This is a genomic window from Myxococcus sp. MH1 (assembly GCF_059738865.1).
The window spans coordinates 10,426,368-10,444,579 of the sequence record NZ_AP026947.1 but is presented as its reverse complement, the minus strand read 5'-3'; the positions used below and the strand labels follow the sequence as shown (position 1 = coordinate 10,444,579).

Annotated in this window: 10 protein-coding genes; 2 read left to right on the top strand and 8 right to left on the bottom strand. The window is 71.8% G+C overall.

Features of this window, described 5'->3' with window-relative positions; genetic code table 11:
- Positions 1 to 42 precede the first annotated feature (42 nt).
- The 4 genes from AC6JA9_RS41395 to AC6JA9_RS41380 form a co-directional block, all read right to left on the bottom strand.
- Positions 43 to 3,216 (bottom strand): efflux RND transporter permease subunit, encoded by a 3,174-nt coding sequence (locus AC6JA9_RS41395; protein ID WP_408888668.1) that lies wholly within the window; start codon positions 3,214 to 3,216, stop codon positions 43 to 45.
- 9 nt (positions 3,217 to 3,225) lie between these two features.
- The gene (locus AC6JA9_RS41390; RefSeq protein WP_408888669.1) at positions 3,226 to 4,371 is read right to left on the bottom strand and encodes an efflux RND transporter periplasmic adaptor subunit; all 1,146 of its coding nucleotides are present in this window, start codon (positions 4,369 to 4,371) and stop codon (positions 3,226 to 3,228) included.
- Entirely contained in the window at positions 4,359 to 5,957 is a 1,599-nt protein-coding gene (locus AC6JA9_RS41385; protein ID WP_483579159.1) for a TolC family protein, read from the bottom strand. Before AC6JA9_RS41385 ends, AC6JA9_RS41390 begins: the two co-directional genes overlap by 13 nt.
- A 143-nt stretch (positions 5,958 to 6,100) precedes the next feature.
- The gene (locus AC6JA9_RS41380; RefSeq protein WP_483579158.1) at positions 6,101 to 8,167 is read right to left on the bottom strand and encodes a HEAT repeat domain-containing protein; all 2,067 of its coding nucleotides are present in this window, start codon (positions 8,165 to 8,167) and stop codon (positions 6,101 to 6,103) included.
- A gap of 262 nt (positions 8,168 to 8,429) precedes the next feature.
- On the opposite strand from AC6JA9_RS41380, the gene AC6JA9_RS41375 reads away from it, so the two are divergent.
- A complete protein-coding gene (locus AC6JA9_RS41375; RefSeq protein WP_426748809.1) occupies positions 8,430 to 9,680 on the top strand; it encodes an AAA family ATPase in 1,251 nt (416 codons plus the stop codon).
- 123 nt (positions 9,681 to 9,803) lie between these two features.
- On the top strand, positions 9,804 to 10,640 hold the full coding sequence (locus tag AC6JA9_RS41370) for an alpha/beta fold hydrolase (protein WP_426748810.1): 837 nt from the start codon (positions 9,804 to 9,806) through the stop codon (positions 10,638 to 10,640).
- Positions 10,641 to 10,687: 47 nt separating this feature from the next.
- Here AC6JA9_RS41370 and AC6JA9_RS41365 read toward each other — a convergent pair whose 3' ends face one another.
- The 4 genes from AC6JA9_RS41365 to AC6JA9_RS41350 are packed head-to-tail and all read right to left on the bottom strand — an operon-like array spanning position 10,688 to position 18,171.
- A complete protein-coding gene (locus AC6JA9_RS41365) occupies positions 10,688 to 13,576 on the bottom strand; it encodes a HEAT repeat domain-containing protein (protein WP_497958799.1) in 2,889 nt (962 codons plus the stop codon).
- On the bottom strand, positions 13,569 to 14,780 hold the full coding sequence (locus AC6JA9_RS41360; protein ID WP_483579156.1) for a VWA domain-containing protein: 1,212 nt from the start codon (positions 14,778 to 14,780) through the stop codon (positions 13,569 to 13,571). The genes AC6JA9_RS41365 and AC6JA9_RS41360 overlap by 8 nt, the downstream gene beginning before the upstream one ends.
- Positions 14,777 to 17,086 carry a DUF5682 family protein gene (locus AC6JA9_RS41355; RefSeq protein WP_497958798.1) on the bottom strand — a complete coding sequence of 770 codons (2,310 nt, stop codon included), beginning with the start codon at positions 17,084 to 17,086 and terminating at the stop codon, positions 14,777 to 14,779. The genes AC6JA9_RS41360 and AC6JA9_RS41355 overlap by 4 nt, the downstream gene beginning before the upstream one ends.
- The gene (locus AC6JA9_RS41350; RefSeq protein ID WP_141325968.1) at positions 17,086 to 18,171 is read right to left on the bottom strand and encodes an ATP-binding protein; all 1,086 of its coding nucleotides are present in this window, start codon (positions 18,169 to 18,171) and stop codon (positions 17,086 to 17,088) included. Before AC6JA9_RS41350 ends, AC6JA9_RS41355 begins: the two co-directional genes overlap by 1 nt.
- Positions 18,172 to 18,212 lie beyond the last annotated feature (41 nt).

The following is an 18,212-nucleotide window of genomic DNA, read 5'->3' as shown; positions in this document are numbered from 1 at the left end:
TCCGGCGTGGGATATTGGGTCGTATCAGCCCCGCCATGGACATCAGGCGGGCTGCGGTCGGGGCGGCTCCGAGGGCGGCGGTGTGCCTCCGCCTGGAGGTCGTGCGTGCTCGTGCCGCTTGAGCAGCCGCGAGCGCGCGGACTCCACCACCGCGTACAGCACGGGGATGAAGATGAGGTTGACGAACGTGGACAGCAACATGCCGCCGAACACGGTGGTGCCCAGCGACTTGCGCGCCGCGGCGCCCGCGCCCGACGCGAGCACCAGCGGCACCACGCCCATCAGGAACGCGAAGGACGTCATCAGGATGGGGCGCAGGCGCGTGCGCGCCGACTCAATCGCGGAGTCCACCACGCTGCGGCCCTCGTGGCGCAGTTGCTCGGCGAACTCGACGATGAGGATGGCGTTCTTGCTCGCCAGGCCCACGAGCATGACCAGCCCCACCTGGCAGAACACGTCGTTCTGCAGGCCGCGCGCGTTCTGGAACGCGAGCGCCCCCAGCATGGCCACCGGCACGCCCAGCAGGATGACGAACGGTAGCGCGAAGCTCTCGTACTGCGCGGAGAGCACCAGGAACACGAAGACGATGCCCAGCCCGAAGATGAGCAGCACGCGCCCGCCCGCCTCCTTCTGCTCCAGCGAAAGCCCCGTCCACTCGAAGGTGTAGCCCTCCGGCAGCACGTCGCGCGCCGCGGCCTCCATGGCCTCCAGCGCCTGACCGCTGCTGGCGCCCGGCGCCGCCTGCCCGTTGATTTCCGCGGCGCGGTACAGGTTGTAGTGCTGGATGTTCTGCGCGCTGGTGATGGGCTTGATGCGCACCAACGCCTCCAGCGGAACCATGTTCCCGGTGGCCGAGCGGACGTACAGCGCGCCGATGTCCTTGGGCTCGTTGCGGAAGGGCATGGCCGCCTGCACGTACACCCGGTACACGCGGCTGGCGAAGGTGAAGTCGTTGACGTACTGGCTGCCCAGGTACACCTGCAGCGTGGCGAACAACGCGTCCAGCGGCACGCCCAGGGACAGCGCCTTCTCGCGGTCCACCTGGATGTCGAGCAGCGGCGTGTTGGCGGTGAAGGAGGAGAACACGCCGCGCAGGATGGAGGCCTGGTTGGCCTTGCCCACCAGCTTCTCCGTGGTGCTGGCCAGGTCCGACAGCGAGCGGCCACCTTGCTGGTCCTCGAGCACGAACTCGAAGCCGCCCACGCTGCCCACGCCGCGGATGGCGGGCGGCTGGAAGGGCAGCACGCGCGCCCCGCCGATGCCGAGCAGCGGCCCGCGCAGCCGCTCCACGAGCCCCGCCACGCTCTCCTCCTGCTTCTTCCTCTCGTCCCACGGGCGCAGGTTGACGAAGAGGGTGCCGTAGTTGGCGCCGGTGCCCAGGAGCGAGAAGCCGCCCACGGTGAAGGTGCCCGTCACCTCCGGCTGCTTGCGGATGATGTCCTCCGTCTGCAGCAGCACCCGCCGCGTGTAGTCCAGCGAGGTGCCCTCCGGGCCCTGCACCGCGATGATGAGGTAGCCCTGGTCCTCGTCCGGGATGAAGCCCGAGGGCGTGGCGCGGTACACCCACGCGGTGCCCAAGAGGCACAGGGCGAAGACGATGATGACCGGCCACTTCCACGGGCCGATGAGCTTGTGGAGCAGCCGCCCGTAGCCGTCGCGGAAGCGGTCCAGGCCCTGGTCGAACTTGCGGAAGAACAGCCACTTCTGGCCCTCGTGCGGACGCAGCAGCCGGGCGCACAGCGCGGGCGACAGCGTGAGCGCCACCAGCGCGGAGAGGCTGATGGAGAAGGCGAGGGTGAGCGCGAACTGGCGGTAGATGGCGCCGGTGGTGCCGGGGAAGAACGACACCGGGACGAACACCGCGGAGAGCACCAGGGCGATGGCCACCACGGCGCCGGCCACCTGGCGCATGCCCCGCTCGGTGGCCTCGCGCGGGCTGAAGCCCTCCTCCATGGTGCGCTCCACGTTCTCGATGACGACGATGGCGTCGTCCACCACGAGTCCCGTCGCCAGCGTCAGGCCGAACAGGGTGAGCGTGTTGAGCGAGAAGCCGAAGGCGCTGACGAACATGAACGTGCCGATGAGCGACACCGGCAGCGTGGTGGCCACCACCAGCACGCTCCTCCAGCCGTGCAGGAAGATGAAGATGACCAGCACGACCAGGAGCACCGCCTCGCCCAGCGTGACGAGCACCTCTTCAATCGACGCCTCCACCGCCGCGGTGGTGTCGAACGCCGTCGCGTACTCCAGGCCCGGCGGGAAGTTGCGCTTGAGCCGCTGGAGCTCCTGGACCACGCCGTCGCGCACCTCCAGCGCGTTGGAGCCCGGCAGCTGGAAGATGCCCAGGCCCACGGCGTCGCGGCCGTTGAAGCGCAAGAGCTGCGCGTAGTTCTCCGCGCCCAGCTCCACCCGGCCCACGTCCCGCACGCGCACCAGCGAGCCGTCCTGGCCCCGCTGCACGACGATGGCGCCGAACTGCTCCGCGGTGGCGAGCTGCCCCTGCACGCGCAGGGTGAACTGGTAGTTCTGTCCCGGCGGCGCGGGCTCCTGGCCCACCTGCCCGGCGCCCACCTGCACGTTCTGCGCGCTCAGGGCCGCGACGACGTCGGAGGCGCCCAGCTTGCGCCTCGCCAGCTCCGAGGGGTCCAGCCACAGGCGCATGGCCAAGCGCCGCTCGCCGAAGATGCGCACGTCGCCCACGCCCTTCACGCGCAGGATGGCGTCGCGGATGTACACGTCCGCGTAGTTGCTCAGGAAGCCCGTGTCATAGCGGTCCTGCGCGTCGAACAGGCCGAAGGCCATGAGCAGCTGCGTCTGCGCCTTGTTGACGGTGATTCCCAGTGCGTTGACGGCCGCGGGCAATTGCGGCGACGCGGTGGAGACGCGGTTCTGCACGTCCACCGCGGCGATGTCCAAATCCCGGTCCTGCTCGAAGGTGACGGTGATGCTGCTCTGCCCGGTGTTGCTGCTGGTGGAGGAGATGTAGCGCATCCCCTGCACGCCGTTGAGCTGGCGCTCGAGCACCGTGGTGACGGCGCTCTCCACCGTCTCCGCGGACGCGCCGATGTAGTTGGCCGTCACCTGGACCTCGGGCAGCGACAGGTCCGGGTACTGCTCAATCGGCAGGCCGGGGATGGTGATGGCCCCGACGAGCGTGATGAGGATGGACAGCACGCTGGCGAAGATGGGCCTTCGGATGAAGAAGTCGGTGAACATGCCGTGCCCTCACTGCCCCGCGTCGGAGGCGCCGCCGACGCCCTGGCCCTCGGGCTTCGCGGGCATGGGCTTGATGGGCTGGCCATCCCTCAACAGCTGCAGGCCGCTCACGACCACCTGAGTGCCCCCGTCCAATCCCCCCGTCACCTCGTAGTCGTTGCCCGTCACGTCGCCCACCTCCAGCGGCGTGCGCTTCGCCACGGTGCCGCCGTCGGCGGACGCCACCACGTACACGAAGGACTGGCTGCTGATCTGCGTCACCGCCACCGTGGGCACGGTGAGCGCCTCGCGCGCCTGGTACACCAGCCGCGCGCGCACCAGCTCCCCGGCGCGCAGCCCCACGGTGTTGTCGAACGCGGCCTTCACCTCCACCAGCTGCGTCGTCGCGCTGGGCGTGGGCGCCACGAAGAACACGGGCGCGGACACCCGCACCTTCCCCTTCTCGTCCAGCACCTCCACCGGCGTCCTGCCCACCTGGACGACGCGCGCCCGGTCCACCGGCACCTGCACGGAGACCTCCAGCGCCTTGCTCTGGTCCAGCGACGTGAGCTGCGATTGGGGCGTGACGTAGTCGCCCACCTTCACCGGGATGTCGCCGACCACGCCGGCGAAGGGCGCGCTCACCTCGTAGAAGCCCAGCTGCACCTGCTGCGACTGGATTTGCGCTTCAATCGCCCGCGCGCTCGCCTCCGCCTGCTGCGCCTGCGCCACCGCCTGCTCGTAGTCCTGACGGCTCTGCAGTCCTTCCTTGAGCAGCTGCGCGCTGCGCTCGCGGGTGCGCCGGGCGAACTCGCGCTGGGCCAGCGCGGAGGCCTTCTGCGCCTTCGTGGCGCGCAGCCCCGCCTCTTCGCGGCGCGGGTCGACGACGAGCAGCACCTCGCCCTTCTGCACGCGGGTGCCGGGCCGCACCGGTATCGCCTGCACGTAGCCGGCGACCTGGGGATACACGCTGATGCTGCTGCGCGAGATGAGCGCGCCCACGTACTCGGCGGCGTCCTGCACCTCGTTGGGGGAGAGCGCCTGCACCTGCACGGGCATCACCGTGCCCGCGGCGGTCTGTCCCGCCTGCGGTCCGTCTTCCTTGCCCGAGCCCTTGCACCCCGAGAGCGTCAGGAGCATCGCGCCCGCCGCGCCCCATGTCCTCACCAGTCGCATGCCGCCTCCGCCAGGAACGCCTCGACGCGCGCCTGCTCCAACTCGAACTCGCGCACCACCAGGGCCAGCTCTGCCTGCCGCAGCGCCGCGGCCGTCTGGATGAGCTCCAGGCTGGTGCCGGTGCCCACCTCGAAGCTGCGCCGGGTGAGCCGGTCGTTCTCCTCGGCCAGCCGCTGCTCCTGCGACGAGATGTCCCGCGACGCCTGGGTGACCTCCACGCCGCGCCGCGCCCTGGCCACCTCCACCGTGACGGAGCGCTCCAGCTCCACTACCTGCTGGCGCGCCACCTCCGCCTCCGCGCGGGACTGCCTCAGCCGCCCCTCGCGCGCGCCGCCGTCCCAGAAGGGCAGCAGCAGGCTGGCGCCGATGTTCCAGATGGGGACGTTCACCACGTCGTCCTCCACCGTGAGCGCAATCGTCGTGCTCGTCAGCGAGAGCGACGGCGCGTACTGCGCCTTCACCGCGCTGACCTGTCGCTCGGCCACGGTGTGCCGCGAGCGCGCCGCCGCCAGGTCCGAGCGCCCGTCCACCGCCTCCAGCCGGCGACAGTCCTTCCTCGCGCCTCGCAGCAGGTCCTCCACGCTCACGCCCTTGGCCAGCCCCACCGCCTGGGGCATGCCCAGCGCCAGGCCGAGCCCCTCTCTTGCCTGCCTCAGGTTCTCGTCCCCGGTGACGACCAGGGCCCGCGCCGCCTCGGCGTCCTGCTGCACGCGCACCACGTCCAGCCGCGTGCCGGCGCCCAGCTCCAACCGTCGCTCCGCCAGGGACAGCCGCTCCAGCGCGGTGCGCAGGTTGACGCGGTTGACCTCGGCCAGCCGCTCCTGCGCGGCCACCTGCACCAGCGCGCGGGCCAGCGCTCCGCTGAGCTGACGCCGGGTCTCCGCCAGGGACAGCGTCGCGGCGCGCTGGGCCTCACGGGCGACGCGGCGCGCGCCGATGGCCTGGAAGTCGAGCAACGGCATGGACGCGGAGAGGAAGCCCACGACGGGCGGCTGCGTGGGCCGGAGGCCGTCTCCGTCGCCGGTGCCTCCGCCGACGCCGCCGCCGATGCCACCGCCCACGCCGCCCCCCGCGCCGCCGCCGATGAACGTCGTCGCGTCCGGGTCCAGCACGTTGTACTGCACGCCCACGGTGCCGGTGACGGTGGGCAAGAGCCCCGCCAGCGCGATGCGCGCCTGTCCCGCGGCGGACTCCACCTGGGCCAGCGCCGTCCTCAAGTCCGTGGAGCGCTGCCGCACCAGCTCCAGCGCCTCGTCCCAGGACTTCATCTGGATGGGCGCGGGCGGTACCGGCGTCAGGAGCGGGTCCGACACCTCGGGCTGCGGAGGCTGGGGTGAGTCGTCACCCGAGGGGCCGGGCCCGGGCGTGCTCGGCGCCTGTGAGGGCGCGCCGGGATTCCGGGGCGGCGTCTGTTGTCCCTGGGCGGACGGCGGCTTCGCGGGGCCCTGGGCGGGCAGCACCCGGGGCACGCGCTGGCGCGGCTGCGTCCGCTGTCGCACGGCGGGGCGTGGCCGGGCCTGGGCGAGCAACACGCCCGGCTCGGAGCCAGGGTGCGAAAGCAGGAGGACGAGCAGCAGGGCGTTCATATCGGGTGCCCTGAGGTAGGGGAGGCACCCGATACCGGCCACGTACCGTGGGGCGAGGCCCCTCCTGCCGGACAGAACCGGCGAGTGCCTGCTCAACAGTGGATGGAGCGGCGGGAGGCTTCGTCCGCGAGCGGTCCCGCGCCTCAGCGTCCTTGTTGGAGCATGGACAGACGTTGCTTCGCCGCGCGGCTCTGCGGGTCGAAGCGCAGCGCCTCCTCCAGGCGCTCGCGGCCCCGCTCCACCTGTCCCTGCACGACATAGACATCGGCCAGACGGATGAGGGCGTCGGGGTTGTAGGGCTGCAGGTCCAACGCCTTCTCGAACTCGCGCACCGCGGTGGTCAGGTCCTTGCGGCGCACCGCGAGCTGCGCGAGCAACAGGTGCGGCTGCACCAGCCCGGACGTCTCCGGCTTGGAGGCCAGCGCCTCCACGGCGGACAGGCCGCGAGCGTCACCGAAGCTCGCGAGCGTCACCGCCGCCGCCTGACGGACCCAGAGAGACTCCGTCTGGAGCAGGGCGGCCAGGTCCTCGCTGGCCTCGCGTGCGTTCACCAGGCTCAGCGCCTCGATGACGTCCGTGCGCAGCTGGCTGTCCTGGGTGCTCTTGAGCGCGGCGCGCAGGGCGGGGATGGCCTCGCGCTTGTAGCGACGCACCAGCACCTTCGCCGCCGCGCCGCGCAGGGACGGGGCTTCGTTCGCATCCGCGAGCGTGGCCTCCAGCGCGGGGCGCCCCGTCTGGGCGGTCTTGTCGTCGAAGGCGTCCGCGAGCCGGAGGCGGCGCTCCTGTCGCTTCGCGGCGGCCGGCCACAGCTTCGTCATCGCCTGGGCCATGGCCTCCGGCGTCTGCTTCGTGTGGCAGGTGTTGCACGCGTTGGGGATGTTGTGGCGCGTGGTGTTCTGGGGCGCGGGGACGTCCAGCGCGTGGTCCGCGAACTTGTCGAGCACGCCGGAGACGACGGGAGGCATGTGACAGGCCAGGCAGTCCTGCGCCTCGCGCGAGGTGTGGCGCGCGTGCTGGGCGGCCCGGGCGAAGAGGTCCGCGTGGCACTGCTGACAGGTGGCCGAGCCGACGGAGACCTTCGTCTGGGACTTGTCCGGGAGGTTCAGCTCGTTGGGGGCGTTGGGCTCGTGCGGCGCGGTGTGGCAGGTGAGGCAGGTGGCGCCGCCCTTGAGATGACACGTGGACTGGATGAGGGCCTGGTACTCGAAGCTGGAGGTGCTGGGGCGGCCGTCGGTGAAGTAGTCGCCGGAGCGCTCGTTGCCGAGGAAGACGACGATGGGCTGGTAGAAGTCCTCGTAGCGCTGGCCGGGCTGGTAGCGGTGCGTGGTGTCGAGGATGGGGAAGAGCGGACGGCGCGGGCCGTGGCACTGCGCGCACACGGCGAAGCCCAACTCGTGGGACAGCTTGGACGGCTGGACGATGTCCTTGGGTTCCTGCGTGTCGGCGTGGCGCGCGCCCGGGCCGTGGCAGCTCTCGCACGCGACGCCCGCGTCGGTGAAGGCGGTAGTCCACGTGTGCTGGTCGCGGTCATAGCGCGCGTCGAGGCCGGTGACGTGACAGTCCAGGCACGCGTGCTGCGCGCTGCGGCGGAAGTTGGTCCAGAAGAACGGGTGCTCGGGCGTGAGCGCGCCCTGCTTGGTCTCCGAGTAGTCCACCCATTCGCCCTTGCCGGTGACGTGGTAGTAGACGGGCAGCACCTGCCAGCGTCCGTCGGGCATCACCGCGACGGGGTCCTGCATGCGCTTGCCGCCGATGACCCACTCCACGGGGAACTCGGCGAGCTGTCCGTCCGAGCCCTTGGTGCGCATGAAGTGGCGCTCGCCGTCGCGGCGCATCCACGCCTCGCTGGAGTCGCCCTTGAAGTGCGTGCGCTTCGCGTAGTCGCCCACCACGAACTCGCGCGTCCCGGGGGACAACGCGCGCGCGTGCCAGTCCTTGCCCCACGCGGCGTGCTCGTCCTCGTGGCACTCGCTGCACGCCTCCGAGCCCGCGTAGACACCGCGCGCGGGATGCGCGTCCTTCACCGCGGTGGGCGTCGCGCTCGCCTGGACCGCGGGGGCCAGGGTGGGGGTGGCGGTGGGCGTCGCGGCCCGGGGCACGGGAGCCGGGGCCGACGAGCCCGGTGAGCGCAGCGCGAGGGTGATGCCCGCGGCGGTGCCGAGCAGCGCGAGGAAGACGAGGACGAGCAGGACGGGACGGGCGGGGCGCATGGCGGGGCGGAGCCGTGAGCCTGCCCTTCGCGCCCTGTCATGACAAGCCGGGCTCCCGGGGATGGCGGGGCTTGGCCGCCCTCCTGGGTCGGGAGCTCCGGCGGTGGATGGGCCGGCGCACGGGTGCTGTCAGTGGATTGCTCCTGCAGCCTGGCTGCTGGGTTTGTCTTCACCAGGGACGATGTTTGACTTCTCTCGTGGGTGCCCGTTTCGTCCCGGGCAGGGTTGACCCTGGCTCACCGCGAGGAGAGGCTCGGGGGCGATGCTCAAGCTCCAGTGGCTCCAGGTCCACCGTTTCCGCGCCGTGAAGCCCGGCACGCGGCTGTCGTTCAGCCCGTCCTTCAACGTGCTGCTGGGACGCAACGGCACGGGGAAGACGCTGCTGCTGGACCTGGTCGCCGCCGTGGCCAGCTCGGACTTCACCACGCTCGCGGCGGAGCCGTTCGACCTGGAGTACGCGCTCGCCGCGGACACCGGCCACATCACCGTGCGGGTCCGCAACGAGCCGGTGCCTCCCCAGAGCGGGCCCGTGGCGGCCGGGCTCTTCATGGACATCGTCGTCTCGCCGCGCGACATGGCCTGGCCGCTGGTCATCCGCCGCGAGGGACTCCAGGTCACCGTCTCGCGCGAGGACGACGCGTCGCTCGTCGTGCAGGAGCGCCTGGCGCCGGAGGTCGCCGGCCGCCTGTGGTTGGTGCTCATGTCCGGAGGCATCGCCTGGGTGGAGAAGACCGGCGAGGGGTCCGCCACCGTGGAGCCGCTGCTCGCCATGGCGCGCGAGGTGTCCGCGCTCGCGGGGCTGAGCCGCTTCGACGAGGGGCTCGCGTACTTCGAGCAGCTCTACCAGGTCGAGCTGCGCCTCTCGCGGCGCGCGGAAGGTGTGCTGGCCACCGGCATGGGGCTCGCGTCCGAGGCGCTCCTGGACGGCCTGCGCCGGCTCGCCGCCGCCCAGTGGGGCTCCCCGCGCTATGTCGTCCCCTCGGACGCGGTGCCCTTCCTGCGCGACGCGGCCAGACTGCTGGGCTTCACCTCCGCGGAGGCGGTGCTCGTGCCCGTGGAGGCCCCGCCCGAGGGCAAGTACGAGTCGCTGACGCTCGGTGGGCTGGAGCTGGACTTCCTGGGCCCCGCGGGGACGCGCGTGTCGGCGCGGCACCTGGGCCATGGCCAGAAGCGGCTCCTGGCGCTCCAGCACTACCTGGCCCGGGCGCGCGCGGTGGTGGTCGCCGACGAGGTGGCCCACTCGCTCCACCCGCAGCTGGTGCGGGCCAGCGTGGAGCCCCTGAAGGGCCGGCAGAGCTTCTTCACCAGCCAGAGCCCGGGCCTGATGGACCTCTTGTCCTTCGACTCGGCGGACCAGGTGCGCTCGAGCCTGGTGCTGTGCCGCCGCGACGAGGCCACCGGCCTCTTGTCCTGGGAGAACCCCTCCCCGGAGGCCGCCGAGCGCCTGTTCACCGCCACCGCCGCCACGCCCGGCCAGCTGGGCACGCTGCTGCAGACGCAGGGGCTCTGGTAACCCCGGGACGCCCGCACGCACGCCGGGCGTCCGCGAGTCGACAGCCGGCGCAACGCGGCAAGACTGTTGCCATGTCGCGTCACGCCCTGGCCTATCCTGCTCGCAGGTGGGGAGGGAACCGCGATGCCGATGCTGTCCGTGAATGGAACCGAGTTGCATTACGAGGATACGGGGGGCTCGGGCGAGCCCATCCTCTTCAGCCATGGGCTCCTGTGGAGCACGCGGCTGTTCGACCCGCAGGTGGACGCGCTGCGAGGGCGCTACCGGTGCATCGCGTATGACCACCGGGGGCAGGGCCGCAGCGCCGTGCCGGACGTCAGCGCCATCGACATGGAGACGCTGTACCTGGACGCGGTGGGGCTGTTGGAGCAGCTCGACGTGGGGCCCTGTCACTTCGTGGGCCTGTCGATGGGCGGCTTCATCGGGATGCGCATCGCGGCGCGGCGGCCGGAGCTGTTGCGCTCGTTGACCTTGATGGAGACGTCCGCGGACCCGGAGCCGCTGGCCAACGTGCCGCGCTACACGCTGCTCAACCTCATCGCCCGGCTGGCCGGCCTGCGCCCGGTGGCGGACCCGGTGATGCGCATCATGTTCGGCCGCAACTTCCTGACGGACCCGAACCGCGCCGAGGAGCGGGCGCTGTGGCGGGCGCGCCTGTTGGAGAACCGCCGCGACATCTGGCGCGCGGTCAACGGGGTGATTCGTCGCAACGCGGTGTCGCACGAGGTGCCGAGCATCCGCGTGCCCACGCTCATCGTGGTGGGCGAGGAGGACGTGGCCACCGTCCCGGCGAAGGCCGAGCGGCTCCACCAGCTCATCCCCGGCTCGAAGCTGGCGCGGCTGCCGCGAGGCGGGCACTCGTCCACGGTGGAGGAGCCCGCGCTCGTCAACGCGGCGCTCGGCTCCTTCCTGGAGTCGCTGGAGCGCCCTCACGTGTCGCCTCGCGTGGGACTGGGCTGAGACGAGCCTCCGCTCGCCGCGACTGGCTCGCGGCGAGCGGGCCTGCCTCACCCCTTCAACCCGAGCAGCTTCTTCGCCGTGCGCGACAGGTCCTTGTCCATCGCGGCCTCGGGGATGTCGAGCAGGGCCGTCGCCACCACCTTCCCCGCGCCGTGCGTGTTCTCGCCGGCGAGCTTCAGGTACGTGCCGAAGCGGGCGAGCCGCTCGGGGTGCGAGCGCGCCACCTCCACCCGGGCGAGCAGCGCCTGGGACAGCGCCGCCTTCGGGAACTTCTCGAACAGGTTTCGCAGCGCCTGTCGCTCCATCGCCTCCGGCCGCGTCTCCGCCAGGCGCACGGCCGGCTCGAGCATCGCCAGCCCGAAGGTCTTCAGCGCGGTGGACACCACGTTGGGCTTCCAGCCGTCCACGAACGCGCAGAGCAGCGCCTCCGCCCCGCGCACGTCCCCGAGCACCCCCAGGGCATACACGGCCGCCTTCGCCCCCTCGTCGTCCGTGTCGCGCTCCTCCACGGCGTGGACGAAGCGGTCCAGCACCTCGGTGTCCCCCAGCCACGCGAGCGCCATGGCCGCGCGCCGTCGCACGTCCTGCGACGCGTCTCCGTAGAACACCTGCCGCAGCACCGGCCACGCCTGCGTCAGTCCCAGGCCCTCCAGTTGGTCCACCGCCGCTTGTCGGCCCTCGCGGTTCGACTCCGTCAGCGCGCGCTGCGCGAAGGGCCGCAGCCGCTCCTGCCGCTCGCGTGCGAGGCGCGCCACCGCCTCCGGCCCCTTCTCCCGCGCCTGCACGTCGTCGAGCACCTCGCGCACATAGAGCCCGAGCCCGCTGTCATGCCGCCTGCGCGACAGGCCCTCCAACCACACCCGCGCCTCGGGTCCACCCAACTGCCCCAGCACCTGGACGGCCGTGCGATGCACCCGGTGGCTGTGATGCTCGGCCAGGGCGCGCTTCACCACCTCCAGCGCCCGCTCCCGGGGACAGGCCGTCACCGCGCGCACCACGAAGGTGCTCGCCGCGCCGTCGCTCCACGCGGGATACAGCGACTCCAGCAGCGTGTCCGTGCCCAGGCCCGCGTAGTGGTGCGCGGCGTGCGCCGCGGCCTCGTAGCGCGTCAGCTCCCCGCGAGCGCGCCTCCTCAAGGCCTCGCCCGGAAGCAGCGGCGCCTCGGGCTTGCGGATGCGGATGCTCGGGTGCGTGGGCACCGGCTCCAGCGCGCCCGCCTCCACCTGCACCGCGCCCGCCAGCCGCACCAGGGCGATGCCCAGCACCTGGTACACCTTGATGAAGTCCTCCAGCCGCTCCGCGGGGTCCGCACGCCGCGCCAGCGCCTCCAGGAGCGCCCCGGGCTTCTCCAACCCCAGCTCCCGCAGCCGCGCCACCAGGGGCTCCACCGCGCGAGGCGACACCGAGGGCAGCCCGTTCGAGAACCGCTCCGCCAGCTCGTCGCGCACCTCCGCCAACGCGATGGCCGCCGGGGACGCGCCCGCCGCGCGCGCCGCCTCCGCCCAACCTCCGCGTGGCACCGCGACTGGCGCCTCGACCCGCGCGCTCCGCCGTCCGCGCCGAGGCTCCTCGGGTGACTCCTGCTGTCCCAGGCCGCGCAGCTCCAGGCCCTCGGAGGTCTCCACCAGGACCGCGAGCGGGAACAGCGTGGGCAGCGCGGCCTCCAGCCCCACGTTGCCCAGCACCACCTTCAGCGTGGCCCCCTCCAGGGCCGCGGACAGGGGCTCGTCGAGCCGCGTGTCCGCCGGGAGGAACAGCCCCCGGTCTGCGGAGTCCACGAGCTGCGAGCGCTGCCCGCTCGCCAGCAGCGTCTGCACCCGCAGCGCCACCGGGAGCAGCTCCGGCGCGAACACGTCCTTGCGGTGCTCCTGGAAGGCCGCCAGCGCCGCGCCCACGTCCGGCAGCGCCACCTCGATGAGCCGCCGCAGCGCCGCGCCGCCCAGGTCCCGCGTCTTCTCCGCGCCCTCCAGGTCCAGCCGCACGGGCGCGAAGCCGGGATACCGACCGCCCTTCGCACCCTCCAGCACCGTGCCCGCGTGACTGCGCTTGGGCTCCACGCTGCGCAGGAACGCGGGGAGGATCTGCTTCTCCGCGTAGTGCGCACCCGTGCCCAGGTCGATGAAGCGGCTCTCGCGGATGACGAAGTTGTCGGGCGTGGAGCGAGTCGTGAACGCGTACTCCAACAGCCGCAGCCCCTCGACGGGCGCGCGGTCCTTCTTCGTCCACGTCTTGCCGATGAGCTCCTCGACGTAGCGGTCCTCCAGCGCCTCGCCGCCCAGGTGCTTCTCCACCTTGCGCGCGGTGAGCAGCATGTCCGCCATCAAGTCCGTGAAGACGGGAGGCTCGAACGCCCCGGTGCGCGCCGCCGCCTGCTCCAAGAGCCCCGCCACCTCCACCGCGCGCGCCGCGAGCCTGCGCAGCCCGTTCGCGCGCAGCGCCTCGCCCAGCGCGCGCACCTGCGCGGCCCGGTCCTCGGACAACGCGGCCACCCCGGACAGTCCCAGCTCGCGCACCAGCGTGGACACCTGCGCCACGCCGGACCTCATCAGCTCGGCCGTCTGCGTCTTGCCCTTCTTCACGCTCTTCTTCGTGGGGCCGCCCGCGCCCGTGGGCGCCGTGTCGGTGGTGACGAAGGCGTCGGGCGCGCGAGACCACGCCACCAGCAGCGCCGCCGCGTGCTTGCAGAACGGCCGCGAGCGCGCCGCCATGCACGAGCACTTCCCCTTCACCTCGCTCCCATCGCCGAACACCAGGGACACCTTGTACGGCGAGGCCCCGGAGCCCGACGCGTCCGCGAACAGCCGGTTCTCGAAGCGCGACAGGTGCGTGAGCTGCTTGTCGTCGAAGATGCGCGCGCCCTTCGACAGCTCGTCGCGGTCGCGGATGATGTCCGTCAGGGCCCCCATGCCCGGGGCCAGCCTTCGCACCTCAACCATGGCGAGTCTCCTTGTCGGCGTCGAGCAGGGACGTCAGGTCCTGGTTCCGCATCACCCGCTCCACCACGTCCACCAGCTTGCGAGGCGTGCACCCGAAGCACGGGATGCCCATCGCGGTGAGCTTCTCCGCCATCACCGGGTCGTACGAGGGCCTGCCCCCGTCCGACAGCGCCAGCAGGCACAGCACCTTCGCCCGCGAGTCCACCAGCTGCCGCAGCCGCGCCACCAGCTCCTGGGCGTCGCCGCCCTCGCACAAGTCGGTAATCAGGATGAAGAGCGTCTTCTCCGGGCGCTCCACGTAATGCGTCTGCGCATATGCCACCGCCCGGTTGATGTCCGTGCCTCCGCCGAGCTGCGCGCTGAAGAGCACCTCCACCGGGTCCGACAGCACCGGCGTCATGTCCACCACCTCGGTGTCGAACAGGATGAGCCGCGTGCGCAGCACCTCCAGCGACGCGAAGATGGCCGCCATCACGGAGCTGTACACCACGCTCTCCGCCATGGAGCCGGACTGGTCCACCACCAGCGTCACGTCCCACTCGTGGTGACGGCGCTGGTTGGGCCAGAAGTAGAAGCGCTCGGGGACGAGCCGCCGGTGCTCCGCGTCCCAGCCCTTCAGGTTCTGGCGAATCGTGCGCTTCCAGTCGATGTTGCGCGCAATCGGCAGCGGGCTCGTCCTGTCGCGCCTCAGCGCGCCGAACACCGCCGTGCGCACGGTGGACTCCAGCTTCTCGCGCAGCTGGTCCACCACCTCGCGGACGATCTGCCGCGCGAGCGCCTTGGCGTCCTCGGGGATGAGGCCGCGCGCGCTCACCAGCGTCGTCACCAGCTCCACGTTCTTCTCGAGGAAGGGCAGCGTCTCCGGCTCGAACAGGAGCTGGGTGAGGCCCTTCTTCTCGATGGCGTCCTTCTGGACGAGGGCAATCACGTCGTCGCGGAAGAAGCCGCGCAGCGCGCCCAGCCACTCGGGGATGTACGGCCGCGAGCCGGAGGACCCGGCGCTCTTCTCGCCGTAGACGAAGGACAGCGCGTCATCCAGCGCATCCAGCTCCGTCTCGCCCACGCCCACCGCGCTCGCGCCGGCGCCCAGCGCGTGCAGCGACGGACAGCTGCCCGTCTTCTCCGCGGCGGGGCCCAGCGCGAGCCGCCAGCGCAAGAGCGCCTCGCGGTCCTCCGGTGCCAGCTCCTTGGGGTCCACGCTCATAGCAGGTCATCCAGGTCGGCGAGCGCCTTGCCCAGCTCGGCGCTCAGGTCCTTGAGCTTCTCGGTGTCCTTCTCCGCGAGAATCGTCTTCGCGGCCCGGCCCTTGTCTCCGAGCTGCCGCACCGCGACGACGTTCTCCAGGAGGTAGCGGCGCTCGGTGGGACCGAGCACGCCCAGTGCCCTCCTCAATACCGGGAGGGTCTGACGGAAGCGCTCGGGGTCCACGCTCGACAGGAACGCATCCAGCGCCCGCACCACCTCGCGGTTCTTCACCAGCACCAGCGCGTTGACGCGCAGGAAGCCCTCCAGCCACGACGCGCCCGCCTCGGGCTCCACCGCCAGCGACAAGCGCAGCCCCACCTCGCGAGCGACCTCCGATTCACTCAGCTCCTCGGCCAGGTACAACAGGCCGGTGGCCAGCCCCGACGTGGCCGGATGCACGACGGTGCTCGACATCAACCCGCGCGCTTCGGTGAGCCAGCCGGCCTTGTCCGCCAGGGGCTGCGCGAGCGCCACCTCGTGCAGCGTCCTCAGTGCCCCCATCACCGAGGGCACGGCGTCCTGGGCGCAGGCGCACGCATCGGACACGCGCAAGAGCGCGCGAGCGAAGGTCTTCTGGCACAGCGCCGCCACGGCCTCGTCGCCCAGCGCCGAATGGGTCCGCGAGGTGCCATAGGCCACGAGCCCCGACAGCGCCCGCGAGGCCGAGGCGAGCGAGGGCAGGTCCGCGTCCGTGGTCGCGTGGCCGTCACAGGCACGCAGGGCGGAGGCCATCGTCTGCGGGCAGCCGGTGATGACGGACTCCAGCAGCACCGCCGCCGCCGCGCCCGTGGACTTCGCGAGGGCCAGCTGGTCCTGGAGGACGCGCGTCGTCACCGCCTCGAGCGAGTCACCGAGGACGATCTTCTCCACCAGCGCCACATCGGTGGACGGCGTCCACTGTGCCTGCCAGGACTCGCGCACGCGCGTCAGCGCGGCCTGTCCCCCCGCCTCCTGCGCCGTGGCCTTCTGCTGACCCGTGGCCGCGAGGCCCGCGTAGGGGATGCCCACCACGCGCAGGCGATGAAGGAAGATGGAGGAGCCGACCTCCACGGGGTTGTTCAGCCGCAGGGTGAAGGTCTCCGCGCTGTCGGTGCTCGGCAGTCGGCGTGACTCGACCTCGCGCCAGAACTCCGCCTGCAGCGAGTTGCGGCCGATGCGGCTGGCCACCCGACCCACCTGATGTCCGACGACGCTCTTCCACAGGAAGTCGTCGACGTGGGTCGCGTCTCCCCGGCACAGCGTGGCCACGGTGGCCTCGCGCAGCTCGTCCAGGCCGGGCGCGCTCTTCTCGCGCAGGTCCGCGAGCGTCACCGCGAGCCGGTAGGCCTCCAGCACGTCGGACAGCGACGCGGTGAAGCCGCGCATGCGCAGGTGTCCCGCGAAGTCGATGAGCACCTCCAGCGTGGCGCGGCGGAAGTCGCACTGGGCCTCGTGGGCCTTCTGGTAGAAGTGCGGCGCGCGGTTGCCGGCGCCGTAGCCGAGCTGCTCGGACAGGCGCGGGAAGCTGTAGGGAATCACCGTCACCGCGCAGGGCACGGCGGTCGGGAGCTTCGCCTCCAGCGTCGGGTCCACGTCCCGGGCCAGGAAGGCCGCCACATGGGCCGCGCCCGCCACCACGGCGATGCGCTCCGGAGGCACGCCGCTCGCGATGACCTCCAACACCTGGCGCGCCATGAAGGCATCACGCCAGCGGTGGTAGTCCGGCCGAGGCCCCGCGTTGAGCACATCCGCCCAAGCGAGCAACACGGGCCGGAAGCCCTCGGGCGTCCAGTCAGGGGCCTCGAACATCGCCTCCCACAGCTCCTCGAACGAGCGATAGCCGCGCTCGCGAGCGAAGCGCTCGGTGAGCGGTTCCTCCATGCGCGCGCACGTGGACTCCGCGTCCTCCGAGGGCTCACCGTCGAGAGACACGGCTTCCACGTGACGGTCCACGCCCAGGCTGACGCCGACGGGGATGTCGATGAAGCGGGCGCGAGCGCCGTGGGCCTTCGCCCAGCGCAGGGCGGCGTATTCGGGCGAGTAGTCCGCGAAGGGCCACAGCGCGGAGCCCGGGGTGTCGTCGGTGCGGTAGCCGAGCAGGGCGATGGGCGGCTTCGTCTCCGCGTCGCACAGCACGTCCACCAGCTCCGAGGCGTCGCGGGGGCCCTCGATGAGGACGACCTGGGGCTTCACGTGGTCGAGCCAGCGCGTGAGCACGGCGGTGGTGCGCGGTGAGTGGTGGCGCACCGGGAACAGGTGGGCGCCGAGGAGCAGGTCCAGGTCCATCAGCCCCTCAGGAGCTTCTTGCTGGCGGAGTACAGCTCCTTCCACGCGCCGGGGCGGCCCTTGGCCACGGTCTCCATGTACTCGCGCAGGGCCTTCACGTCGTCGGCCTGCTCCTTCACCACCGCGCCCACGAGCGAGGCGGCCAGCTCCTGCGCGGTGACCTTCCCGCCGCCGAACTGCTGCGCGAGGATGGAGCTGTTGAAGAGGACGCTGATGGCCTCCGCGGTGGAGAGCACGGCGCCCGGGGTGCGGACCTTCGTCTTGCCGTCCTTCGTCACGCCCTCGCGCAGCTCCTGGAAGAGCGTGAGCAGCATGCGTGACAGCTCCTCGGTGGGCGGCACGCCGACCTGATAGTCATTGCGCAGCTCGGCCTCGCGCTTCGTGACGATTTGAATCTCCTGCTCCAGGTCGTCGACGATGGGGACGGTGACGAAGTTGAAGCGGCGCTTGAGGGCGGCGCTCATCTCGTTGACGCCGCGGTCGCGGGTGTTGGCGGTGGCGATGAGGTTGAAGCCGCGCTGGGCGCTGACGACCTCGCCGAGCTCCGGGATGGAGACCTGCTTCTCGGAGAGGAGGGAGATGAGGGCGTCCTGAATCTCCGGCGAGGTGCGCGTCACCTCCTCGAAGCGGGCGAACTTGCCGGTGCGCATGGCGCGCAGGACGGGGGAGGGGACCAGGGCCTCGGGGGTGGGGCCCTGCGCGAGCAGCAGGGCGTAGTTCCACGAGTACTTGAGGTGGTCCTCGCTGGTGCCGGCGGTGCCCTGGACGATGAGGGCGGAGGTGCCGCTGATGGCGGCGGAGAGGTGTTCGGAGAGCCAGCTCTTCGCGGTGCCGGGCTCGCCGACGAGCATCAGCGCGCGGTCGGACGCGAGCGTGGCGATGCAGACCTGGATGAGGCCCCGGTCGCCCACGTACTTGGGCGTGATGGTGACACCGCCCACGGGCTTGGGGCTCCCGAGGATGTAGGCCTCCACGGCGCGAGGCGACAGGGCCCACCCGGGAGGGCGGGGTTTGTCGTCGTGCGCGGCGAGGGCTTCCAGCTCACTGCTGAACTTCGCTTCGGCGGGCAGTCGGATGTCCGGCATGCGTGAAAGCTACCGGCCCGGTCTGACACGCCACGCTCCGT